A 21320-nucleotide genomic window follows, 5' to 3' on the forward strand; every position below is an offset into this window, starting at 1 on the left:
GACGCGGGTTCGCCGCTACGTCGCCGACCCCGCCCCGGCGACCGCTTCGCGACACACACCCGAGCCCTCCCGGCCCCGGCCCCGCTTGGCAGAGCCCCGATTGGCTGAGCCCCGTCTGTCCGAGCCCCGCCGGTTGCTGAGCGCCGATGACGTGGCGCTGGTGCGGCCCTACTACGAGGCCCACGAAAAGCACGTGGCCCGCATGCGCGCCGCCTTCCAGGCAGACACCCAGCCGCAGCAGAAGCCCCAGCCATCCCGGCCGCCCCAGGCATCCCAGCTTCCGGAGCCACGCACCCCCGAGGGCGACCTGCTCGCCGCCGAAACCGTCCCCCTCCCCGAGCCTGTATCTGCGCCGGTGTCGGTACCGGCGCCTGTCCCTGCGCGGGGCCGTCATCACCGTGTGGACGAGGCCGAGCTGGACCGAGAGTTGGCCCAGCTCACCCGCATGTGGCACGTCCAGCGGCAGAACCTCCAGATGGGGGTGCCCGCATGAGCGTGCAGCGCGCCTTCTGGGAACACCGCACCTACCCGGGCGACCTGTCCCAGCTCAGGCAGGTCCGCCAAGACCTGGCCACCGACCTGGCCGGCTTCCCCGACGATGCCGTCCAAACTCTGGTGCTGTGTGCCAGTGAGCTGTTCGCCAACGCCTGCAAGTACACCGCCTCCGGCCAGGAAAACGGCCAGGTTCTCCGCACCCTGTGCCTGCGCCGCGGACGCCTGCTGCGCCTGGGCTTCACCGACGACGGCGGCAGCGGCCGCGTCCCGCAGATCCCGACTGAGCGCACCGCCACCGAATGGGACGAGGCCGAAGGCCAACGCGGACTCCTCATGGTCCAGGAGTTGTCCACAGCCTGGGGATACTCGCTCACCTGCCCCTGGGCCGACCTGGGCACCTCCACCTGGGCCCTCATCCCCCTCCCCGACGGCACCACACCCCCACCGCGCCTGAAGCCCTACATCTTCACCCGCTGACACAGCCGGGACTTCTCGACCTCTCCGAGGAGTCCCCACCCCCTTGCCTCCACACCCAGAAAACCCGCGTTCCCTTTCTTGGATGTGTCTTATTTCCCGTGATCTTGTACCCAGCGCCAACCTCACCCCACCCTGCTGTCCTTCCGTATTCAGCGAAAGTGTCCGTAGGTACAAGATCAGGGGAAGAAAACCCACTGACCAGAGGGGAAAGCCGAATTTCGGCCGAGGCGAAGAAGGCCCCGAACCGAACCAGCCAGGAGAAAACCCTGAGACCCTTGAGACCCCTGGGGTCTCGACCCGATTGGAAAGTCGGCGCTCCCTTTCTCGGCTGTGTCTTATTTCCCGTGATCTTGTACCTAGCGCCAACCTCGCCCCGTTTTCCTGCCCTCCCGCATGCAGCGAAAGTGTCCGCAAGTACAAGATCACGGCAAGAAAACCCTCTGGCCAGAGGGGAAGGCCGAATTTTGGCCGAGGTGAGGAAGCCCCCGAACCGAACCAGCCAGGAGAAAACCCTGAGACCCTTGAGACCCCTGGGATCTCAACCCGACTGGGAAGTCGGCGCTTCCTTTCTCGACTGTGTCTTATTTCCCGTGATCTTGTATCTAGTGACAACTTCACCCTGCCTTGCCGCCCTCTCGCATTCAGTGAAAGTGGTCGTAGGTACAAGATCACGGGAGGAAAAGGCGCTGGCTGATGTGAGGAAGGCCGGGGGGCTGTGGCCCGTAGTGTGATCGGGGTTCTGGAGGCCCGCGGGTTCACCGTCTCCGGCCAGGTCCGCGCCCGTATCCGGTCCTGCACCGATCTGGGTGTGCTGGAGGCCTGGGTGCCCAAGGCCGTCGCCGTCCAGGCTCCCGAGGACCTCTTCGACTGACCCAGCGTCCCGGCACAAGCCGGCCGGTCGTTGGTGATCCTGCTCCCGGTGGACGGGACCCCCGCCGAGGTCGCCCCTGGGAGCAAGATCGAGCGAGCAGACGGCAGGCCGAGGAGACCTGTCGGCCTGCCGCTCGGCACAGAGGCGTCACGGCTGTCCGGGCATCCGCGGGCCCGGCCCCGGACCGCCGCCTCCCCGGAGGGTCAGCTCGTGACGCGGCGCAGTTCCTCTCGGCAGCGGCGATAGACCTCCGCGGGTTCGGCCTCACCGCCCGCGGCTGCGAGTTCGCCCCAGCGCTGCCAGCAGGTGCGCCACACGGCCACGGCCACCTCCGCGACCAGCAGCGCCGTCAGCGGATCGCGGTCCCCGAGCCGCTCGGTGAGGCGGGCGCGCAGGTGCGCCGTCAGCTCCTGCTCCTGGGAGGCGGCGAGTGCCTGGAGCTCGGGTTCGCGCGCCAGCAGCCGTGCGACGCGGCGGTGTTCCTCCAGCTCGGGGTCGTTCGCGCGCCCCAGTACCGCCTCGGCCGCCGTCTCGACGGCCCGCAGGGCTGCCGCAGGATCCTCACCCTCGAACTCCAGCTCGTCGATCACTCCGAACAGGCGGTGGTGGCCGGGCAGTCCCGCCTGCTCCTTGGCGGAGAAGTGCCGGAAGAAGGTGCGGGGTGAGACGCCTGCCCGCTCGGCGATCTGCTGGACGGTCGTCTCCCGGACACCCTGCTCCTCGAAGAGCTCGAGGGCTGCCCGGTGGATGTCCTGGCGTGTGCCGAGACGGCGGCGGGCACGCAGGTCGAGGGAGGCGTCGTCGTTCATGGGTTATTTCCTAGCACGAGGACCGAGAGTGACGATGGACACACCTCCTTGTGTCAGCTTATGCCAAGTTGGCACAAAATGTCATTATGGAGGCTTGCCCAGCTCCGACAAGAAGGTGTCCATGTCGATCGTCGACAACCGGGAGCAGCTCCCGACGAAGAAGAGGCCCGCGGGCCCCGACTCGGCCAGGGGCATCGCCCTGGTCATCGGTGCGCTGGCGGTCTCCGCGCTGATCATGATCCTCAACGAGACCGTGCTCAGCGTCGTGCTGCCCCAGCTCATGGGGGACTTCGGGGTCTCTGCGACCACCATCCAATGGCTGACCACCGGTTTCATGCTGACCATGGCGGTGGTCATCCCGACGACCGGCTTCCTGCTGCAGAGGTTCACCCCGCGCACGCTCTTCACGGCCGCGCTACTGCTGTTCATCGCGGGCACCGTGCTGGCGACGGTCGCACCGAGCTTCGCCGTGATGCTGCCGGCCCGTGTGATCCAGGCCTGCGGTACCGCGATCATCCTGCCCCTGCTGATGACCACCACCCTCACCTCCGTGCCGGTCGCCCACCGCGGCACGGTGATGGGCCTGAACTCCGTGGTGATCTCGGTGGCCCCGGCCGTCGGCCCCACCGTCTCCGGCGTCATCGCCGACTCCCTCGGCTGGCGCTGGGTGTTCGGTCTGATGCTGGTGGTGGCCGTGCTCGCGCTCGTGCTCGGCCTCTTCTGCATCCGCACCTCGGGGGAGACCCGCAAGGCACCGCTGGACGTCTTCTCCGTCCTGCTCTCCGTGATCGGCTTCGGCGGCCTGGTCCACGGTCTCTCCTCCATCAGCACCCTCCTGGAGGGCGACCGGATGCCCGTCCTGACCCTGGTGGCCGGCCTGGCCGCACTGGCGGTGTTCGTCGTGCGCCAGACCGGCCTGCAGAAGACGGGGAAGGCCCTGTTGGACCTGCGCCCGTTCGGCGTCCACAACTTCCGGGTCTCCCTGGTCGTCGTGTTCGTCTGCATGGCCACGATGCTGGGCACCGTCATGGTGCTGCCCCTCTACCTGCAGAACGGTCTGGGCGTCGGTGTCCTGACCACCGGACTGCTCCTGCTGCCGGGCGGCCTGGTCCAGGGCGTGCTGTCGCCGCTGTTCGGCCGCGTCTACGACGCGGTGGGCCCGCGCCCCCTCGTGATCCCCGGTGCGTTCCTGCTGGCCGGCGGCCAGTGGTGGCTGAGCATGCTGGACGGCGACACCGGCCTGGGCACCGTGGTGGCCATGCACGTGGTGTTCTGCATCGGCATGGCGATGCTGATGACCCCGCTGATGACCCTGTCCCTGAGCTCTCTGCCGCGCGACCTCTACGGCCACGGCAGCGCGATCGTGAACACCCTTCAACAGCTCGCGGGCGCCGCGGGTACCGCCGTGCTCATCGCGGCCATGTCCATCGGTGCGGCGGCCGCGGCCGGATCCGGTGCGGGTTCCGCGGCCGCCCAGGTGCTCGGCACGCAGGACGCGTTCGTCGTCGGCGGTGTCCTCGGCCTCGTTGCGGTGGTGTGCGCCCCGTTCGTCCGGCGGCTGAGGACCGGCGACTGAGAAACAGCGCCTGACTCCTCGGTGCCGCGGGGCCGACCGGGTCTTCCGGCCGGCCCATGGCGCCTTCTGCGGCTACCGGCGCGGTGTGCCGAGCGGACGTGCCTTCCCCGGACCCCGGCCCCTGGTGGCCGGGGTCCGGGCGCTGTAGCGTGAGGGCCTGTGTTCACCCCGGAGAAGGGATCGTGCCATGCGGGAAGATGTCGGCCGGCGTGTGCGCGGCGCGGTTCGCGACCGGGGAGCCGGCAGGGGCAGGGCCGCTCCGGTCCCCGGACCGGGGAAGATCGCGATGGCCGCGGCCGAGGCGGTCTTCGGCGCCCCCGTGGTGTCGGGCGGTGCCACGGTCGTCCCCGTGGCGCGGATCAGCACGCTGACGACCAGGGGCAAGGGCTCCGGCCGCCTGTTCACGTCGCTCGGGGAGGGACGGTTCTCCGGAGGCCTCGTACGGGCCAGGCCCGCCGGATTCCTCGTGATCGACGGTGAGGGCGCCCGCTACCGTCCCATCCGGCAGCCCGCCACCGCACTCGTGATCCCGCTAGCCGTGCTCGCGGCGTTCACCGCGACCCGCATCGTGGGGATCTCCCTGCGCGAGGCGCGCCGCCGTCGCAACCGGTGCGCCCCGACCGCCGCGGAACCGGAGCAGGAGGCCTGACCCCCCGCTCCGGTCCGTCACGTTCCCGGTAAGGGTCAGCGGCCCGGTCGGGCCGCGGCCACGAACCAGCCGGTCAACGTGGTGGGGTGGGTGATCGCCGTGCCGACGACCACCGAATGGGCGCCCCGGGACAGGGCCTCGGTGACCTGTTCGGGGCGGTGGATCCGCCCTTCGGCGACCACCGGCACGTCCAGGTCGCGGGCCAGCTGCTCCACCAGGTCGAGGTCGGGACCCTCGGTCTTGGGGGAGGAGGGCGTGTATCCCGACAGGGTCGTCCCCACGATGTCCGCGCCGGCATCCCGGGCGGCCAGGCCCTCGTCACGGGTGGACACGTCGGCCATGACCAGTTGGCCGGTCTCCTCGTGCACCGCTTTGATGATGTCGGCCGGCGTACTGCCGTCGGGCCGGGGACGGCCGGTCGCGTCGATCGCCACGACGTCGGCGCCCGCGTAGGCCACGTCCAGCGCCGTGGCCAAGGTCGGGGTGATCACGACACCCGAGGACCCCTTCTTGACCAGGCCGATCAGCGGCAGGTCGACCGAGGCCCGGATACGGGCGATGTCCTCCAGCCCCTGCGCGCGGATCCCCGCCGCACCCCCGTCCCGCGCCGCCATCGCGACGCGGGCCATCGTGTCCGGATCGCGCATGGGCTCGCCCGGGTAGGCCTGGCAGGACACCACCACACCGCCGCGCAGAGTCTCCAGCAGAGCGGTCCCTGTCATCCGTGCTCCCTCCACACCATGTGTGCGGCGCCCAGAAGCGCCGCGTCCGACCCCAGCCCGCTGGGCACCACCGGCAGCCCGCGCAGCGCCGGTACCAGCCCCAGCGCGGTCTCCTCCCGCAGGGCCTCCCACCAGAGCTCCCCCGCCTCGGCGACCCCGCCGCCGATCACGACGACGTCCGGGTCGACGGTGTTGGCCAGTCCGGCCAGGGCCGATCCCAGGGCGCGGGCGCCCTCCGTCAGGACCGTGCGCGCGAGCGGGTCGTGCTCCGACGCCGCCACGACCTCCTGGAGTCGGGGGGCGGATCCGCCCCGTTCCCGGTACTCGTGGAGCAGTGCCGGTCCCGAGGCCACCGCCTCGACGTGTCCGTCCGCGCCGCAGGGGCAGCGGCGTCCGGCCGCGGCCGCCACGGGTACGTGCCCGACATGGCCGGCGGCCGACCGGGCGCCGTGGTGGATCCGTCCGTCCAGCAGCAGCGAGCCGCCCACACCCGTGCCGACCGCGACGAACAGGACCGTCGCGTGCCCGCGGGCCGCACCCAGCCAGTACTCGCCGAGCGCGTGGGCGTGCACGTCGTTGGCGACGGTGACCGGCAGTCCCAGGGCCCGGGCCAGCCCGCCGCGCAGGTCGGTGCCGCCCCAGCCGGGCAGGGCGTCCGTGGCCGAACGCACCAGCCCACTGGCGGGGTCGATCACCCCCGCGCTGCCGACGCCGACGCCGACGGCCTCGCGGTCTCCGAGGGACTCGCGCACGAGGTCGGCCGCGGTGGTGAGAACGGCCTCGGGGCCCCGCTCCGCAGGAGTGGGGGCGGAGCGGTACCCCGTGACCGTGCCGTCGGCCGCGACCGCCGCCGTCGCGATCTTCGTGCCGCCGATGTCGACGGCGGCCGCGACCGGGGTCACAGCAGACCGACCTCCTCCAGGACGGCGCGCACGCGACCCGTCTCCACCTCGGTGAAGGGGCGCATCGGCAGCGCCGGCGTGGCGTCGTCGATCACGCCGAGCAGGGCGAGCGCGCACTTGAACGCGCCCACGCCGGCGGTGGAGCCGCCCGCGGTGCCCGGCTCCACGGCGCGGACGATGCGGAACAGCCGGATGAGCCGCTCCTGCTCCTCCCGGGCCGCCGCCCAGTCACCCTTCTCGCAGGCCTGGAGCAGGCGCACGTAGCCGGCCGGGTCGACGTTGCCGAGCCCGGGCACGACCCCGTCGGCGCCCATGAGCATCATCGCGTCGACGACGGCCTCGTGCCCGGTCAGCACGGAGAACTCGGGGAGTTCCCGGGCCCCGATCACCAGGTCCCGGAAGCCGGGGTCGTCGCCGCTGGAGTCCTTGACCCCGGCGATCACGCCGTCGGCCGCGAGGGCGAGGAGCTGGTCGGCGTCCAGCTTGCTGTGCACCGACACGGGGACGTCGTAGGCCAGCAGCGGCAGCTCCGTGCGGGCCGCGATCTCCCGGAAGTGGCGGTCGATCTCCGAGGGGTGGGTCCGGGTGTAGAACGGCGCGGTGGCGACCAGGGCGTCGGCACCCCGCGCGGCGGCGGAGCGCGCCCGGTCCAGAGCGCGGTGGGTGGTGGTCTCGATGCAGCCGGCGAGAACGGGAACCCGTCCCGACACGGCTCCCACGATGACATCGAGGACGGTGTCGCGCTGGGCCTCGGTCAGGTAGGCGGACTCGCCCGAGCTGCCGAGGGCGAAGATCCCGGTGACCCCCGCGTCGACGAGGAAGTCGACCAGGCGCTCCAGCGATGCGGTGTCGATCTCCCCGTTCGCGTCCATGGGGGTCACGATCGGCGGGACCACACCCGTGTACGCCGGTGTGCGCTGACTCATGCGGTGCTCCTCGTTGTGGTTTCGGGGTGGATGCAGTGCCAGGTGTGGCCGCCCTCGGACTCGCTCTCGGGATAGGCCTCGGCGCAGGCGTCGGTGGCCTTCCAGCAGCGGGTGCGGAACGGGCACCCGGAAGGGGGTGCGGTGGCGGAGGGGACGGGCCCCTGGAGAAGGATTCGCTCCGAGCGCTGGAGCAGGCTCGGCGTCGCGGAGAACAGGGCGCGGGTGTAGGGGTGCCGGGGCTCGGCCACGACCTGCTCGGCCGGGCCCTCCTCGACGATCCGCCCGAGGTACATCACCGCGATGCGGTCGGCGAGGTGGCGCACGGTCTGGATGTCGTGGGACACGAACACCATCCCGAGGCCCAGCCGGGCCCGCAGGTCGACGAGGAGGTTGAGCACCTGGGCCCGGACGGAGACGTCGAGTGCGCTCGTCGGCTCGTCCGCGACGATCACGTCCGGTTCCAGGGCCAGGGCCCGGGCCACGGCGACCCGCTGGCGCTGGCCGCCGGACAGCTGCGCCGGGACGGCCGCGCCCACGTGTCCGGGCAGGCCGACCAGGGAGATGAGCTCGTCGACGCGCGCCTCGCGTTCGGCACTCGTGCCGCGACGGTGCACGTCGAGCGGGTCGCGCAGGATCCGGCGCACCGACATACGGGGGTTGAGGGCGGTGGAGGGGTCCTGGAAGACCACCCCCATCGCCGCGCCGAACTCCTTCCGCCGCCGGGCGGCGGGCATCGCCCAGAGGTCCTCACCCCGGAAGCGGACGGTGCCCGCGGTGGGCCGCTGGAGGCCGATGGCGGTCTTGGCCAGGGTCGACTTTCCGCAGCCGGACTCGCCGACGATGCCCAGGACCTCGCCCCGGGAGACCCGGACACTGGCCTGGGTCAGGGCGTAGACCTTGTCGCGCTTCAGCAGACCTCCGGTGCGGGCGGTGTGCACGACGTGGACACCGTCGAGTTCCACGATCGGTTCGGTCACAGCAGGACTCCCTCGGCGGCCGTCGCGGGGTGCAGGCACGCGTACTCGTGCCCGGGCCGGTCCACGGTCAGGGCGGGCGGTGCGGTCAGGCAGTCGGGGCCGGCCGCGGGGCAGCGCCCCGCGAAGCGGCAGCCCGCGCCGAAGTCGTGCGCGGCGGGCACGACACCGGGGACCTGGTGCAGGCGCTCGGCGCCGGCCTCCAGGGACAGCACCGAGGCGAGCATTCCGCGCGCGTAGTGGTGGCGGGGCCGGGTCATCAGGTCCCGGACCGGGCCGATCTCGGCGAGCTGGCCCGCGTACATGACGGCGATCCGGTGGGACATCTCCCCGACGAGTGCCAGGTCGTGCGAGACCAGCACCATCGCGAACCCGAGCTCCTCCCGCAGGCGGCCGAGCAGCTCCACGACCTGTGCCTGCACGGTGACGTCCAGGGCGGTGGTGGGCTCGTCGGCGATGAGCAGCCGCGGGCTGCGGGAGAGCGCCATGGCGATGAGGACGCGCTGGCGCTGGCCGCCCGAGAGCTCGTGGGGGTAGCTGCGCATGGTGCGGTCCGGGGACAGGCCGACCAGCTCCAGGAGCTCGGCGGGGCTCTGCTTCCCGCCCCGGCTGGTGAGCTGGCGCAGCTGGGTACCGACCATCACCGACGGGTTCAGGGAGGACATGGCGTCCTGGTAGACCATCGCCAGTTCCGGCCCGGAGAAGGCGCGCCGCTCCTTGGGCGACAGGGTCAGCAGGTCCCTGCCGTCGAAGAGGATCTGCCCCTCGACCTCGGCCTGGCGGGGCAGCAGCCCCATCAGGGCGAGGCTGGTGAGGCTCTTGCCGCACCCCGACTCGCCGACCAGGCCCAGGGTCTCCCCGGCGCGGACGTCGAAGGAGATGCCGTCGACCACGGACGCGTCCCCGTGGCTCTTGGGGAAGCTGATGCGCAGGTCGCGGACGGAGAGCAGGGTGGGCGCGTCCTCGGCGACCGGCGGAGCGCTCTCCTCCCGCTCCCGGACCACCGCGGCCAGGCGTGCCAGCGTCTCGTCCCGCTCCTCGGTGGCCTCGGGAGCGGTGGTTTCGGCCTCCTTGGCCTCGGCCTCCTCGGCGCGCACGGCGGCCTTGGGTGCGGCCCAGGCGTCGGTGAGGCTCTCGGCGAGGATGTTGAGGGAGAGGACGGTCAGCAGGATGGCCAGGCCCGGGAAGAAGGTGGCCCACCAGGCACCCGACAGGAGGATCTGCCGACCGTAGGAGATGACGTTGCCCCAGCTGGGCAGCGGGTCCTGGATCCCGGCGCCGATGAACGCCAGGCTGGCCTCGTAGACGATCGCGTCGGCGACCAGGATGGTCGCGAACACCATGATCGGCGCCGCGCAGTTGACGGCGACGTGCTTGATCAGGATGTAGTGCCGGCGCGCCCCGATGAGGCGTTCGGCGGCGACGTAGTCCTCCCCGTACTGGGCGAGGACGTTGGCGCGTACGACACGGGTCAGCGAGGGCACGTAGATGATCGCGATGGCGATGATCAGGACGGGGATCTCACTGCCGAAGACCGCGATGAGCACGGCGGCCAGGGCGATGCCGGGGAAGGCCATGACGACGTCGAGCACGCGCATGATCGACTCGTTGATCAGGCGGTGGGACGTGGCGGCGATGCCCCCGAGGATGCCGCCGACCACCAGAGCGACCAGGGTCGCGCCCAGGCCGATCAGCAGCGAGTAGCGGGCTCCGTGGGCAATCCGGGCGAAGATGTCGCGGCCCACCCGGTCGGTGCCGAACCAGTGGTCGGGGCCGGGAGGCTGGACCGGGGTCCCGGTGGCCAGGGGATCCTGCACGAACAGGGGAGCTGTGACCGCGAGTGCGCAGATCGCCAGCATGACCACCAGCGCGCACTTCGCCGGGAAGGAGAGGCGGGGTGGTCGGGCGGACCGGGTGAGCCCGGTCAGGCGGGATGCGAGCCGTGGGCGCACGTGATCACACCTCTCGGATCCGTGGGTTGACAACGACGTAGAGCAGGTCGATGACGAGGTTGACGACGAGCAGGGCGATGGCGACCGTCAGCACGGCACCCTGGACGAGGGCCACGTCGCCGTTGGTCACACCGATGAGCAGGAGCTGGCCCATACCGGGCAGGTTGAAGATGGTCTCGATGACCACGGCGCCGCCCATCGCGTATCCGAACCGCCAGCCCAGCACGGTCATCGGAGTGATCAGCGCGTTGCGGAGCGCGCCGCGCAGCACCAGCCAGCGGGGCAGGCCGTTGCCGGTCGCGGTGCGCACGTAGTCGCGGTCGAGCTCCTCGACCATCGAGGTGCGGACCAGCCGGGACAGCTGGGCGCCGATGGGGACGGCCACCGAGGCCGCGGGCAGGGTCAGCGCGACCAGCCACTTCCAGATCGAGTCCTCAGGTGGCACGTAGCCGCCGGTGGGGAAGAGCCCGAGACCGAGCGAGAACTGCTGGATGAGCAGGATCGCCAGCCAGAACGGGGGGAGCGCGATGCAGGCGATGGAGACGACCCGGGTGACCTGGTCGGGCCAGCGGTCCCGCCACAGGGCACCGGCCAGGCCCATGGCCAGGGCGAAGACGATGGCACCGCCCATGCCCAGCAGGGTGAGCTGGAGGGTCAGCGGGAAGGCGTCCGCGATCCGCTCGGAGACCGGGGTGGCGGGGGGCGCGGTCATGCCCAGGTCTCCCTGGAGCAGCTGGCCCAGGAAGCGGACGTATTGCACCGGCAGGGGTTGGTCGAGTCCGTGCTCGGCGGCGTAGGCGGCCCGGGCTTCCGCGCTGGCGCCGACGCCCAGGGCGTTGTAGGCGGGGTCGTTCGGCGAGAACTGGAGAACGACGAAGACCAGCATGGAGACGCCCAGGAGCATCACCGGCAGGACCAGCAACCTGCGCAGGGCGAGGCGCACGAAGACGCGCATCGGTGGATTTCTCCTCAGGGAGGGGAGGGGCCGGCCGGAGGGGCCGGCCCCTGCGCGGGAATCAGGCGGGGCTGGTGCCCAGGAAGGACAGGCCGGTGGTGGGGATCGGCTCGAAGCCCTCCAGGGCCTCTTCCTTCCACGCGGTGGTGAGCTTGCGGTGCAGGAGCGGGTAGAGCGGCACCTCGTCGGAGATGATGTCGACAACCTTCGCCCACAGGTCAGCGCGCTCGCCCTCGTCCGCGGCGCGGACGGCCTTGTCCATCAGCTCGATGACCTCGGCGGACTCGTCGGTGTCGGACCAGTAGTAGAAGTTCTCGGGCCACTGGCCGTCGTAGAACCAGCGCAGCAGCAGGTCGGGGTCGTTGCCGAAGACCGACGGGTCGCCCGGTGCCACCATGACCCGGTACTGGCCGCTCTCGACCTTGTTGGCGTACTGGCCGCCGGACTCACCGATGTCGAGGGTGGTGGTGACGCCGATCGCGTCCCAGCTCTCCTTGATGAGGGGCACGACGTCCTTGACCCAGCCGGTGTTGGTGGTGACCAGGTCGATCTCCAGGCCGTCGACCCCTGCCTCCTCCAGCAGCTCGCGCGCGCGGTCGGGGTCGTAGCTGTAGACGGTCCCGGCCTCGCGGTAGTCGGGGTGTGTCTCGGGAAGGTAGCCGGTGGCGGGCGAGGCGCCGCCCATCATGGCGGTCTCGATGATCTTCTCGTGGTCGACCGCGTAGTGGAGGGCCTGGCGGACGCGCTTGTCGTCGAAGGGGGCCTCGGCGCAGTTGAACATGAGGAAGAGCAGGCCGAACGACTGGGTCTGCTCGACCTTGGCGCTGGCGGCCACGCCGTCGGCGTCCAGGTAGGGGACGTCCTCGATGACGCTGACCCGGCCGGACTGGAGGGCGGTGACGCGGGCGCTGGGGTCGTCCAGCAGGTACCAGAGCATTTCCTCGGCCCCGGCGGGACGGGGGCCGTTGTAGGCCTCCCAGCGCTTGAAGACGATCTTGTCGCCGGCCTTGGCCGACTCCAGCGCGTAGGGGCCGGAGCCGACGGGCTTGGCGTCGAACGCCTCCTGGTCGCTCTCGACCAGGGCCTTGGGCACGATCTTGACCACGCCGAGGCGGTCCGCAGCCAGGGCGAAGGGGTGCTTGAGCTTGATCTCGACGGTGGACTCGTCGACCGCGCTCACGCTCTCGATGAACGAGATGAACTGCGCCATGAGCGAGTTGTTGTCGGGGTTCAGCACCCGCTCGAAGCTGTAGACGACGTCCTCGGTGGTCACGGCGTCGCCGTTGTGGAAGACCGCCTCCTCCCGCAGCGTGACGCGCAGGGTGGTCTCGTCCACCTGCTCGGGCATGTCGGCGGCGAGTGCGGCGTAGGGCTCGCGCGTCACGGGGTCGAGGTCGACGAGCGCCTCGAAGACGTGCAGGTTGGCCGCCAGGGGGAGGGCACCGGTGGCGGTCATGGGGTCGAAGCCGGTGGAGAGCGTGTAGGACATGCCGGCCTCGATGACCGCGCTCGCCGCCTCCTCCCCGGACGAGCCGCCGCACGCGCTGAGCGTTCCTGCCAGTGCGGTGGCGGCTCCTGCCGCACCGATGAACTGGAGGAAGCGCCGACGCTCCATGGTTCCGAGGTCGAGGTGGGACACGATCGCTCCTTGAGTCGCGCTGCTGGGGGATGAGAGACAGGCCCCGGGAATGTGGCCTGTATGACGTCTGATGTCCGATGACTGTAGGATGAGACTTTAGACACGAAAGAGGAAAGGGGTCAATACGTGACCGAGGACTTGATCGAATCGATGACGCCCCGAAGTCCTCTTCGCAGCCATGCGGTAACAGAGCAGATCAAGAGCCTCATTCTGCGCAACGGACTGGCCCCCGGGGACCCCCTGCCCACCGAAACGGAACTCTGCGCCGAACTGGGAGCCAGCCGCTCCAGCGTGCGCGAGGCGATCAAGCGACTCGGAGCACTGGACATCGTCGAGGTCCGCCACGGACACGGCACCTATGTGGGAAGGCTCTCACTCAACGCCCTGGTGGAGAGCCTGACCTTCCGGGGCCGCCTCAGCAGCAGGGACGACTTCGCCACCCTGTCCGAGCTGGTCAGTGTGCGCAAGGTTCTGGAGCAGGGCCTGGGTGACGCCGTCATCCGCGCCTACAACGACGAGCAGCACCGCGCCCTGGGCCGACTCGTCACCCGGATGGAGGAGGCCGCCGAACGCGGTGAGAGCTTCGTGGAAGAGGACCGCGCCTTCCACCTTATGCTGCTGAAACCCCTGCACAACCAGCTGGTCACCCAGCTCACGGGGGCCTTCTGGGACGTACAGGCGATCGTGGCACCGCTCCTGCTGACCACCGACGAGGACGCCCGGGAGACCGCCGCCGCGCACCGGGCCATCATCGACGCCGCCCACCGCCGGGACCTCCCCGGTTTCGTGGCCGCGGTGGCCGACCACTACGCACCGCTCCTCACCCACCTGGAGAGGATGGTCCCCCCGGAGGACGCCCGCCCCGCAGTCTGAGGCGGGACGTTCCTGTCAGGCCTCTGCCGCGTCGAACAGGAGCCCGCGCAGCCATGCGACGAAGCGTTGGTCGGTCAGACGCGGGTTCCAGACCATGTCGATCCCCAGCCCGGGGAGCGGGAACGGGAACTCGTCGATCCGCAGGTCGATGAGTTTCTGCATCTCGGCGGCGACCCGGAGTCGAAGGAGAGCGACACCGCCGGCACGTCCGACCAGGAAGGGGACGAGCAGGAAGTCCGAGACCAGCTGACCGACGCGATAGGGAATCCTCTTCTCGTCGAGCACCGAGTAGGGGAAGACGCGCCGCTCGGTGTCCACGACGACATGGGGCTGCGTGGTCAACAGGTCGAGCGTGCTCGCCTCCGGCGGCACGTCCGGCGCGGCCACCACCACACAGCGGTCGTCGTACAGCCGCTCGCGCGGGTACGGTGACGCGAGTCCCTCGGAGACCAGGACGACGTCGACGCCGTGCTCCGTGAAGGTCGACTCGGTCGGCACGGTGATCGTACGCAGACGCAGGGTCGCGTTCGGGGCCTGCTCCGCCATGAGGCGCCCCAGCCGGGCGCCGAGCACAAAGGCCGTGCTGGTGGTCAACGCGACGGTGACGACACGGCGGTCCGTCGCCGGATCGAAGCCGGGAAAGGCGATCACGTCCGCGGCCTGCCGGAGCGTCGCCCGCAGCGGCGCGACCAGCTCCATCGCACGCGGGGTCAGTGTGGCACCGCTCCCGTGACGGACGAGGAGATCGTCGCCGAAAAGACGCCGCATGCGGCTCAGGGCGTGGCTCATCGCGGACTGGGAGAGACCGATGCGCTCGGCGGCCCGGGTCACCGAACGCTCCTCCAATATCGCGAGAAGGGGCACCAGCAGGTTGAGATTGACCGTCGCCAACCGGTCCAGCTCGGAACCCGTGGTGCCCGCACCCTCGTCGCTCATCACGCCGAACCCTACACGGCGGCCCTGCTCACGCGGCGCAGCCGGGGAATCGGGATCCGGTGGTTCAGCGCCACGGCCGAACCGGAACCGTCGTCATGGGACCAGCGCATCAGGGACGGCCCCCCGGGTCCTCCCTCGATGTACGTCGGTTCTCCCGCCACCGGGAGCCGGCCCACGGCCTTGAGGGTGAGACCGAACTGCTCGGTCCAGAAGTAGGGCTGGAAGTCGAGCGGCGGTGCCTCGTCCCCTCGGAGGAGCACGGCGGCAGCGACCTTCGCCTGTTCGATCGCACTGCTCCACAACGGGATGCGCCGCCGTCCGTACGGGGTCGTGAACGCCGCCAGGTCGCCGATCGCCGCGATGTCGGGGCGCACGCGTCCGCGCGAGTCGGTGTGCAGGACCCCCCTCTCGACCAGGCCCGTTTCGGCGAGCCACTCCGTGTTGGGGACGTCGCCGACGGCTGAGACCACCAGTTCGGCCTCGACGACGGTGTTGTCGGCCAGGACGACACGGACGTCCTCCCCGCGCCGCTCGAGCCGTGCACCGTCCGTCTCGACGACGGTGAGACCGCGGTTCAGCGCTGCCTCGGCGAAGACGCCGGCCAGATAGGGGCCCAGCTGCGCGATCAGCGGGGCCCCCTGGGACACGAGCGTCACCCGGCAACCCGACGCCAGGCATCCCGAGGCGATCTCCATGCCGAGCGGGCCGCCGCCGACCACGGCGACCGACGGCCTTGCGGCGAGTCGGTCGCGCAGGGCCCAGGCATCGTCGAGCCCGCGCAGGGTGAATTCCTCGGGCAGGTCGGACAGCCGTCGCGCGCGGGAGCCGGAGGCGATCACGAGCCGGTCGTACGGCAGGACGGTGCCGTCGTCGAGGCTGACGACCCGGCGCTCCACATCGAGTCCCGAGGCCCGGACCCCCAGCAGTTCGTTCGCCCCGTGCTCTGCCGACGGGAGCTCGTGCGAGGACATGTCGCCGCCGTCGAGCAGGAGCGCCTTCGACAGCGCCGGACGGCTGTACGCCGCGTACGGCTCGTCGCCGACGATGGTCAGCTCTCCGTCGAAGCCATTCCCCCGCAGCGAGTCCGCCGCTGTGAGCCCGGCGATGCCGTTGCCGACGACGACGATCCTTCTGACGCGCGTACTCATGCGATACGCAGGGCCGCGACAGGGCAGACCCGGACAGCGGCGTTGGCCAGCGGGGCTTCGGTGTCGCCCACCTCCTCGCGGTCGATGACGAGTTCACCGTCGTCGTCGAGGTGCATGAGCTGCGGCGCGGCCTCCTCGCAGAGACCGTGGCCTTCGCATCGGGGACGGTCGAGGACGATTTTCATGCGGGGACGACCTCCAGGACGGGGAGCTCTTCGAAGCTCCGGGTGATGTTGCTCGGCACACGCACCCCAGCGCCGACGACGAGCCGCTCGACGCGGCGCGACAAGGCCTTGACGACAGCGTGGGCTTCCAGGCGGGCCAGACCCTGGCCGGCGCATCCGTGCGGTCCGTAGCCGAACGACAGGTGGTCGGTCGGATTCCGCTCGACCAGGAACGCGTCGGGGTTCTCGTAGTGGCGGGGGTCCCGGTTTCCTGCGCCGAAGAGGATCGCGACCCGCGCCCCCTCCGGGATCAGAGCACCGTCGACCTCCACGTCCCGGGTCGCACGGCGCCCCCAGACATGGAGCGGGGCCCAGTAGCGGAGCACCTCGTTGAACGCGGCCGGCACCAGCGACGGGTCCTCCCGCACCTGCGCGAGCTGGTCGGGGTGCTCCGCGAAGAGGGCGACGATGTTCCCGATGGAGGCGATCGTGGTGTCGACGCCGGCGCCGAGGTACTGATGGATGATGTGGCCGGCCGTGCCGGGCGGAATCTCACCGCGGTCCTCGGCCTCGAAGATCCCGCGTCCGACCGAGCCGGGTGCCAGGTCGTCCGCGGTGACGCTCGAGCACCATGCGTACAGCTCCCCCGCGATCGGGAAGTTCTCCGCGGTGCGCTGGTTCATCGGCCCGATCACCTGCATGGCCGCCTGGCCCCAGCGGAGCATGTTGTCGCGGACGTGGCCGGTGAACCCGATGAGGTCCGCGACGACCTCGAGCGGAAAGGCGCGAGCCAGCGCGTCGATCGCCTCGAAGGAACCCTTGTCGACCAGCTCCGTGACGAGCGCGTCGGCCTTGGCCTCGATGCCGTCCTTGAGGCCGCGGAGCGCGCGCGGCGACAGGTTGGCGGTCAGGGTGGCGCGCAGCCGGGTGTGCACCGGAGGATCCGAGGAGAGAGAGGTGCCCGACAGCGCCTCGTTGACCGCCGGGTTGAAGCCGATGGCCCCGGCGGAGGAGAAGCTTTCCCAGTCACCCAGGGCGCTGCGGATCGCGTCGTACCGCGTGAGGGCGTAGGCGTCGTTCGCGGGGAGGTGGACGACGCTTCCGAGGTCACGCAGTGCCGAGTAGGACGGGTAGGGGTCGATAAGCACCTTGTCGTCGAACAGGTCGAGGTCGGAGACGGGAGGGTCGGAGAGGGGCATCGGTCCACCTTGGGGTCGGTCGTCGATGACCCCAGTGAAGTGATCTCGGTGACATTCTGCAAACACATGTTTGTCATGGCATTCCATGCATGACGTGCATGTATTGCCGGTCGCCGCCTTCCGCCCTGCGGCGCCGGAGATCCGGGGAAGCGGTCGCGGTGGTCCACGTGCCGTCGACGGCTCGGACGACGGGCGTCCCTACCTGTGTGCACACAGAAGGTGGTTCAAAAGAGGTTGGGCCACGCCGACCCGTCCGTCACGATGAACCTCTGCGCTCATGTGCTGCCGGAGATGCGGGCCCGAGCCGCTGAGCAGGTGGCGGCCCTCTTCGGCCGGCACGCTCCTGTCGCACCCTCCGTTGCGACCCGGGCATGAAAAAAGCCCTGCGAACAGGGCTTTCATGAGTGTCCGAGGGGGGACTTGAACCCCCACAGCCTTAACGGCCACTAGCACCTCAAGCTAGCGCGTCTACCTATTCCGCCACCCGGACCGGGCGTTGGGCGGGTTCCCCCGCTCGACGGTTCAACAATAGCAAAGGTCCGGAGCGCCCCGAACCATGTTTTTGCCTCCGTAAGAGCTCGTGGCAGTGTCGGAGGGGCAAGGGCCACGAAGGTGCGGCGGACAGGAGTGTCGGATGACAGTGCCAGGCAGGGAAACCGGAACCCCCAGCGCGGCCGAGGTCGAGGTGGTCGACCTGTGCCGGGAGCTCATCGGGATCGACACCTCGAACTACGGGGACCACTCCGGTCCGGGCGAGCGCAGGGCCGCCGAGTACGTGGCCGAGAAGCTCGACGAGGTCGGCATCGAGTCGACCATCTACGAGAAGCATCCGGGGCGCAGCAACGTCGTGGCCCGGATCGAGGGCGTCGACCGCGACCGTCCGCCCCTGCTCGTCCACGGTCACCTCGACGTGGTTCCCGCCGCCCCCGAGGACTGGACGCACCACCCCTTCGCCGGCGAGGTGGCGGACGGCTGCGTGTGGGGCCGCGGCGCCATCGACATGAAGAACATGGACGCCATGGTCCTGGCCATGGTGCGCGACCGCGCGCGGGAAGGGCGCAAGCCCCCGCGCGACATCGTGCTGGCCTTCCTCGCCGACGAGGAGGCCGGGGGTACGTGGGGCGCCCAGTACCTGGTGGACGAGCATCCCGAGCTGTTCGCCGACTGCGACGCGGCCATCAGCGAGGTCGGCGGTTTCTCGTTCACGGTGAAGGAGAACCGGCGCCTCTACCTCGTGGAGACCGCGGAGAAGGGCATCGCCTGGATGAAGCTGACCGCGCGCGGCACCGCCGGGCACGGTTCGATGGTCAACACGGACAACGCCGTGACCGAGCTGGCCGCCGCGGTGGCGCGGCTGGGGGAGCACCGCTTCCCGGTGCGCCTCACCCCGACCGTGCGCACCTTCCTGGAGGAGATCTGCGAGGAGTTCGGGATCCCCTTCGACGAGAACGACGTGGACGCCACGGTCGAGCGCCTGGGCCCCATCGCCCGGATGATCGGCGCCACGCTGCGCAACACCCTCAACCCCACCGTCCTGGGCGGCGGTTACAAGGCCAACGTCATCCCCGGAGAGGCGACCGCACAGGTGGACGGCCGCTTCCTGCCCGGAACGGAGGAGGAGTACTTCGCCGAGATCGACCGCCTGCTCGGCCCGAAGGTGAGCCGCGAGTTCATCCACCACCTGCCCGCGGTGGAGACCTCCTTCGACGGCGGCCTGGTCACCGCCATGTCCGAGGCCCTGCTGGCGGAGGACCCCGGCGCCCGCGCCGTGCCCTACTGCCTGTCGGGCGGCACCGACGCCAAGAGCTTCTCGCGCCTGGGCATCCGCAACTTCGGGTTCTCGCCGCTGAGGCTGCCCCCGGAGCTGGACTTCGCGGGCATGTTCCACGGTGTGGACGAGCGCGTTCCCGTCGACGGCCTCCAGTTCGGGGTGCGGGTGCTGGACCGCTTCGTCGAGATGAGCTGATTCCCCCGCCCCTGCGGTGAAACGCCCGGCCGCGCCGAGAAGTTTCTCGGCGCGGCCTGCCCCACACCTGTGCAATCACTCTGTGTAGTGCTAGTGTTGCGCTCAGTTCAAGGGGGTGTGGTCCCGGGCACGTTCCACCGTGTTTCCCGAGGCCACGGCGCCCGGACCCCGGCGGTGTCGCCGTGCGGGGCCGTCCAACGGCAGGCGAAGCGAGGAGGGCATCCATGGTGCTCGCGGAACGGGAGTGGCCGGCGCACGCCGCCGGTGCTGTCCGCGTCGACCGCGCCCTCTGCGCCCGCCTGTTCTTCCTGCTCGGCGTCTTCGCTGTCGCCTGGCTCGTCGGGGGGACCGGTGTCGCCTCCGGCGAGACCGCCTCCGGCGGGCTCGCGGACTCGGTCCTGGGAGCCGGAGCCGACGGTGTCGGCCGAACGGTGTCCCGGATGTCGGCCGAGGAGCCCGGGACGTCGGACGGGAAGACGGAGAAGGCCCGATCCGCGTCCCGCGCGGTGGAGGGACTCGCCGACACGCTGGTTCCCTCGGCGCTGGAGGAGACCCGTACGGGGGAGGCCGCGGCCGGTGTCGTCGGGGAGACCGCCAACGGCACCGGCGAGCTGTTCGACGGCATCGCCCGCACCGGCCGGGAGATCGTCGGCACCGCCGACACGCCGGTGCGTGACGGCGGCCTGGTGGAATCGGTGGTCGAGGGGCTCGACGAGCCCGCCCTCGCCGCCGATCGACCCGACGACACGCGGAACGCCGAGGCCCCGGAGACTCCGCGGACCGAGGGCGACGACCGTGCCCCCGAACCGGGGGACGGGACCGGCCCTTCCGAGGAGAAGCAGGCCGAGCGCGTGCAGCTCCTGCGCGAGCAGACCGCCGCGGCCTTCCAGGGAACCGGTGCCCAGGGCGCGGAGCCCTGGACCGGGTCCGCCGAAGCACCCGAACAGGCGGAGACCGGCGGCTCCGCCGAGCGCATCCACCTCTCCTCCAGTGGTGCGCACCACCAGAGCGGTGCCGACTCCACCGGCACCGCCGCGCCTTCCTTCCCCGCGCCCGGCGCCGCCGGGTTCCTGACGGCCCGGGCCGACCACCTGGCCCCCCGGGCCCACCGGGTCGCCCTGCCCGGCGACCCCACCCTGGTCGTCCGAGACGCCGCGGACGACCCCACGTTCTCTCCCGACTAGAGCTGCGGACCCCGACCGCGGCCGGTCCGGTGTGCCCGTGCACACCCTTGACCCCGCTGGCCTCCTGAGACGCTGCCCTGGAACGGGCACGCCTCCGGAGCCGGCCGACCGCGGTCCTTGCGCAGCCGTCCATATCTCAGCTGACAAAGGACATGTGATGACTCACGAGACCCGTGCCCGCCTGGCTGCTGTCGCGGCCGCCGGCTTCCTGGCGATCGCCGCGACCGGATTCGCCCACGCGGGTGACGCCACCAACGGCAACTACTCCGGAAGCGACCACCAGTCGATCGTCGAGGGCTACATGTCGGCCGAGGAGTACAGGAAGGCCGAGATCCAGGAGAAGGCCGAGGGCCACGAGCAGCTCGGCGAGGAAGAGAAGGCCGAGGGCCACGACAAGGCCGACGGGCACGAGAAGGCCGGCGAGCAGGAGAAGGCCGAGGGCCACGAGAAGACCGAGGAGCACATGCCCGAGGACGGGCACGTGACGACCGGGGACTGCGCCGACGCGGCCGCGATCGCGGCGGCCAAGGGCTACACGAACATGAACATCCACTGCGGCGACAAGGTCCACGACCCGGGTTACGCCGAGCCGGAGCCCGAGCCCACGCCCGACAAGCCGGAGCCGAAGCCCGAGCCCACGCCCGACAAGCCCGAGCCGAAGCCCGAGCCCACGCCCGACAAGCCGGACGAGCTGCCCAAGACCGGCATCGGCATGGCCGGTCTGGTCGCCTCCGCGACCGTGGCCGCCGCCGCCGGTGTGGGCCTGATCGCCGCCGGACGCCGCCGGTCCCGGTCCTGAACCGGACGGCGGGCGCTCCGGACCTGTGACGGCGGGGCCTGCTTTCCGGTCGGTGCGACCCTCCTGGGGTGCGGTTTCCCGTTCCGTGAGGAACGCGGTGGACT

Annotated in this window: 21 protein-coding genes and 1 tRNA gene; 9 read left to right on the plus strand and 13 right to left on the minus strand. The window is 70.8% G+C overall.

Annotated features, from left to right (window positions below; translation table 11 throughout):
* Nucleotides 1-100 precede the first annotated feature (100 nt).
* From FHS13_RS13850 to FHS13_RS13860, 3 genes are all read left to right on the plus strand, one after another.
* Nucleotides 101-493 carry a hypothetical protein gene (locus FHS13_RS13850; protein WP_184292262.1) on the plus strand — a complete coding sequence of 131 codons (393 nt, stop codon included), beginning with the start codon at nucleotides 101-103 and terminating at the stop codon, nucleotides 491-493.
* The gene (locus FHS13_RS13855; RefSeq protein WP_184292264.1) at nucleotides 490-972 is read left to right on the plus strand and encodes an ATP-binding protein; all 483 of its coding nucleotides are present in this window, start codon (nucleotides 490-492) and stop codon (nucleotides 970-972) included. The genes FHS13_RS13850 and FHS13_RS13855 overlap by 4 nt, the downstream gene beginning before the upstream one ends.
* Nucleotides 973-1687: 715 nt before the next feature.
* The gene (locus FHS13_RS13860; protein ID WP_184292266.1) at nucleotides 1688-1843 is read left to right on the plus strand and encodes a hypothetical protein; all 156 of its coding nucleotides are present in this window, start codon (nucleotides 1688-1690) and stop codon (nucleotides 1841-1843) included.
* 203 nt (nucleotides 1844-2046) lie between these two features.
* On the opposite strand, the gene FHS13_RS13865 is transcribed toward FHS13_RS13860, so the two are convergent.
* A complete protein-coding gene (locus FHS13_RS13865; RefSeq protein ID WP_184292268.1) occupies nucleotides 2047-2652 on the minus strand; it encodes a TetR/AcrR family transcriptional regulator in 606 nt (201 codons plus the stop codon).
* Between the two features lie 94 nt (nucleotides 2653-2746).
* Between FHS13_RS13865 and FHS13_RS13870 the strand changes: the two genes are divergently transcribed.
* Both FHS13_RS13870 and FHS13_RS13875 read left to right on the plus strand, forming a co-directional pair.
* Nucleotides 2747-4228, plus strand: coding sequence for a DHA2 family efflux MFS transporter permease subunit (locus FHS13_RS13870; protein WP_221442937.1), 1482 nt, complete (start codon nucleotides 2747-2749; stop codon nucleotides 4226-4228).
* 187 nt (nucleotides 4229-4415) lie between these two features.
* A complete protein-coding gene (locus FHS13_RS13875) occupies nucleotides 4416-4877 on the plus strand; it encodes a hypothetical protein (protein ID WP_184292270.1) in 462 nt (153 codons plus the stop codon).
* 35 nt (nucleotides 4878-4912) lie between these two features.
* Here FHS13_RS13875 and FHS13_RS13880 read toward each other — a convergent pair whose 3' ends face one another.
* The 7 genes from FHS13_RS13880 to FHS13_RS13910 all read right to left on the minus strand — a co-directional run bounded on the left by FHS13_RS13880 (nucleotide 4913) and on the right by FHS13_RS13910 (nucleotide 12947).
* Complete coding sequence (locus tag FHS13_RS13880) at nucleotides 4913-5599, minus strand: N-acetylmannosamine-6-phosphate 2-epimerase (protein WP_184292272.1); 687 nt, start codon at nucleotides 5597-5599, stop codon at nucleotides 4913-4915.
* Nucleotides 5596-6501, minus strand: coding sequence for an ROK family protein (locus FHS13_RS13885; RefSeq protein WP_184292274.1), 906 nt, complete (start codon nucleotides 6499-6501; stop codon nucleotides 5596-5598). Before FHS13_RS13885 ends, FHS13_RS13880 begins: the two co-directional genes overlap by 4 nt.
* A complete protein-coding gene (locus FHS13_RS13890) occupies nucleotides 6498-7427 on the minus strand; it encodes a dihydrodipicolinate synthase family protein (protein WP_184292275.1) in 930 nt (309 codons plus the stop codon). The genes FHS13_RS13885 and FHS13_RS13890 overlap by 4 nt, the downstream gene beginning before the upstream one ends.
* Nucleotides 7424-8404: an oligopeptide/dipeptide ABC transporter ATP-binding protein gene (locus FHS13_RS13895; RefSeq protein WP_343065028.1), complete on the minus strand. Its 981-nt coding sequence runs from the start codon at nucleotides 8402-8404 to the stop codon at nucleotides 7424-7426. The genes FHS13_RS13890 and FHS13_RS13895 overlap by 4 nt, the downstream gene beginning before the upstream one ends.
* Nucleotides 8401-10353, minus strand: coding sequence for a dipeptide/oligopeptide/nickel ABC transporter permease/ATP-binding protein (locus tag FHS13_RS13900; protein ID WP_343065029.1), 1953 nt, complete (start codon nucleotides 10351-10353; stop codon nucleotides 8401-8403). The genes FHS13_RS13895 and FHS13_RS13900 overlap by 4 nt, the downstream gene beginning before the upstream one ends.
* 4 nt (nucleotides 10354-10357) lie before the next feature.
* Nucleotides 10358-11308: an ABC transporter permease gene (locus tag FHS13_RS13905; protein WP_184292277.1), complete on the minus strand. Its 951-nt coding sequence runs from the start codon at nucleotides 11306-11308 to the stop codon at nucleotides 10358-10360.
* A gap of 61 nt (nucleotides 11309-11369) precedes the next feature.
* Complete coding sequence (locus tag FHS13_RS13910) at nucleotides 11370-12947, minus strand: ABC transporter substrate-binding protein (protein ID WP_343065030.1); 1578 nt, start codon at nucleotides 12945-12947, stop codon at nucleotides 11370-11372.
* A gap of 126 nt (nucleotides 12948-13073) precedes the next feature.
* On the opposite strand from FHS13_RS13910, the gene FHS13_RS13915 reads away from it, so the two are divergent.
* Entirely contained in the window at nucleotides 13074-13820 is a 747-nt protein-coding gene (locus FHS13_RS13915; protein ID WP_343065031.1) for a FadR/GntR family transcriptional regulator, read from the plus strand.
* 15 nt (nucleotides 13821-13835) lie between these two features.
* Here FHS13_RS13915 and FHS13_RS13920 read toward each other — a convergent pair whose 3' ends face one another.
* The 5 genes from FHS13_RS13920 to FHS13_RS13940 all read right to left on the minus strand — a co-directional run bounded on the left by FHS13_RS13920 (nucleotide 13836) and on the right by FHS13_RS13940 (nucleotide 17757).
* Nucleotides 13836-14756: a LysR family transcriptional regulator gene (locus FHS13_RS13920; RefSeq protein ID WP_184292279.1), complete on the minus strand. Its 921-nt coding sequence runs from the start codon at nucleotides 14754-14756 to the stop codon at nucleotides 13836-13838.
* A gap of 11 nt (nucleotides 14757-14767) precedes the next feature.
* Nucleotides 14768-15904 carry an NAD(P)/FAD-dependent oxidoreductase gene (locus FHS13_RS13925; RefSeq protein ID WP_184292281.1) on the minus strand — a complete coding sequence of 379 codons (1137 nt, stop codon included), beginning with the start codon at nucleotides 15902-15904 and terminating at the stop codon, nucleotides 14768-14770.
* Nucleotides 15901-16089, minus strand: a complete 189-nt coding sequence (locus FHS13_RS13930) for a ferredoxin (RefSeq protein ID WP_184292283.1) — start codon at nucleotides 16087-16089, stop codon at nucleotides 15901-15903. Before FHS13_RS13930 ends, FHS13_RS13925 begins: the two co-directional genes overlap by 4 nt.
* Nucleotides 16086-17267, minus strand: a complete 1182-nt coding sequence (locus tag FHS13_RS13935) for a cytochrome P450 (RefSeq protein WP_184292285.1) — start codon at nucleotides 17265-17267, stop codon at nucleotides 16086-16088. The genes FHS13_RS13930 and FHS13_RS13935 overlap by 4 nt, the downstream gene beginning before the upstream one ends.
* Before the next feature lie 405 nt (nucleotides 17268-17672).
* A tRNA-Leu gene (locus tag FHS13_RS13940) sits at nucleotides 17673-17757 on the minus strand.
* A gap of 144 nt (nucleotides 17758-17901) precedes the next feature.
* On the opposite strand from FHS13_RS13940, the gene FHS13_RS13945 reads away from it, so the two are divergent.
* From FHS13_RS13945 to FHS13_RS13955, 3 genes are all read left to right on the plus strand, one after another.
* A complete protein-coding gene (locus FHS13_RS13945) occupies nucleotides 17902-19233 on the plus strand; it encodes a M20/M25/M40 family metallo-hydrolase (RefSeq protein ID WP_184292287.1) in 1332 nt (443 codons plus the stop codon).
* A 224-nt stretch (nucleotides 19234-19457) separates the two neighbouring features.
* Nucleotides 19458-20417 carry a hypothetical protein gene (locus tag FHS13_RS13950; protein WP_184292289.1) on the plus strand — a complete coding sequence of 320 codons (960 nt, stop codon included), beginning with the start codon at nucleotides 19458-19460 and terminating at the stop codon, nucleotides 20415-20417.
* A gap of 157 nt (nucleotides 20418-20574) precedes the next feature.
* On the plus strand, nucleotides 20575-21216 hold the full coding sequence (locus FHS13_RS13955) for an LPXTG cell wall anchor domain-containing protein (protein ID WP_184292291.1): 642 nt from the start codon (nucleotides 20575-20577) through the stop codon (nucleotides 21214-21216).
* Nucleotides 21217-21320: the final 104 nt, after the last annotated feature.

Source organism: Nocardiopsis algeriensis (assembly GCF_014203695.1).
GTDB classification, from domain to species: Bacteria; Actinomycetota; Actinomycetes; order Streptosporangiales; family Streptosporangiaceae; genus Nocardiopsis; species Nocardiopsis algeriensis.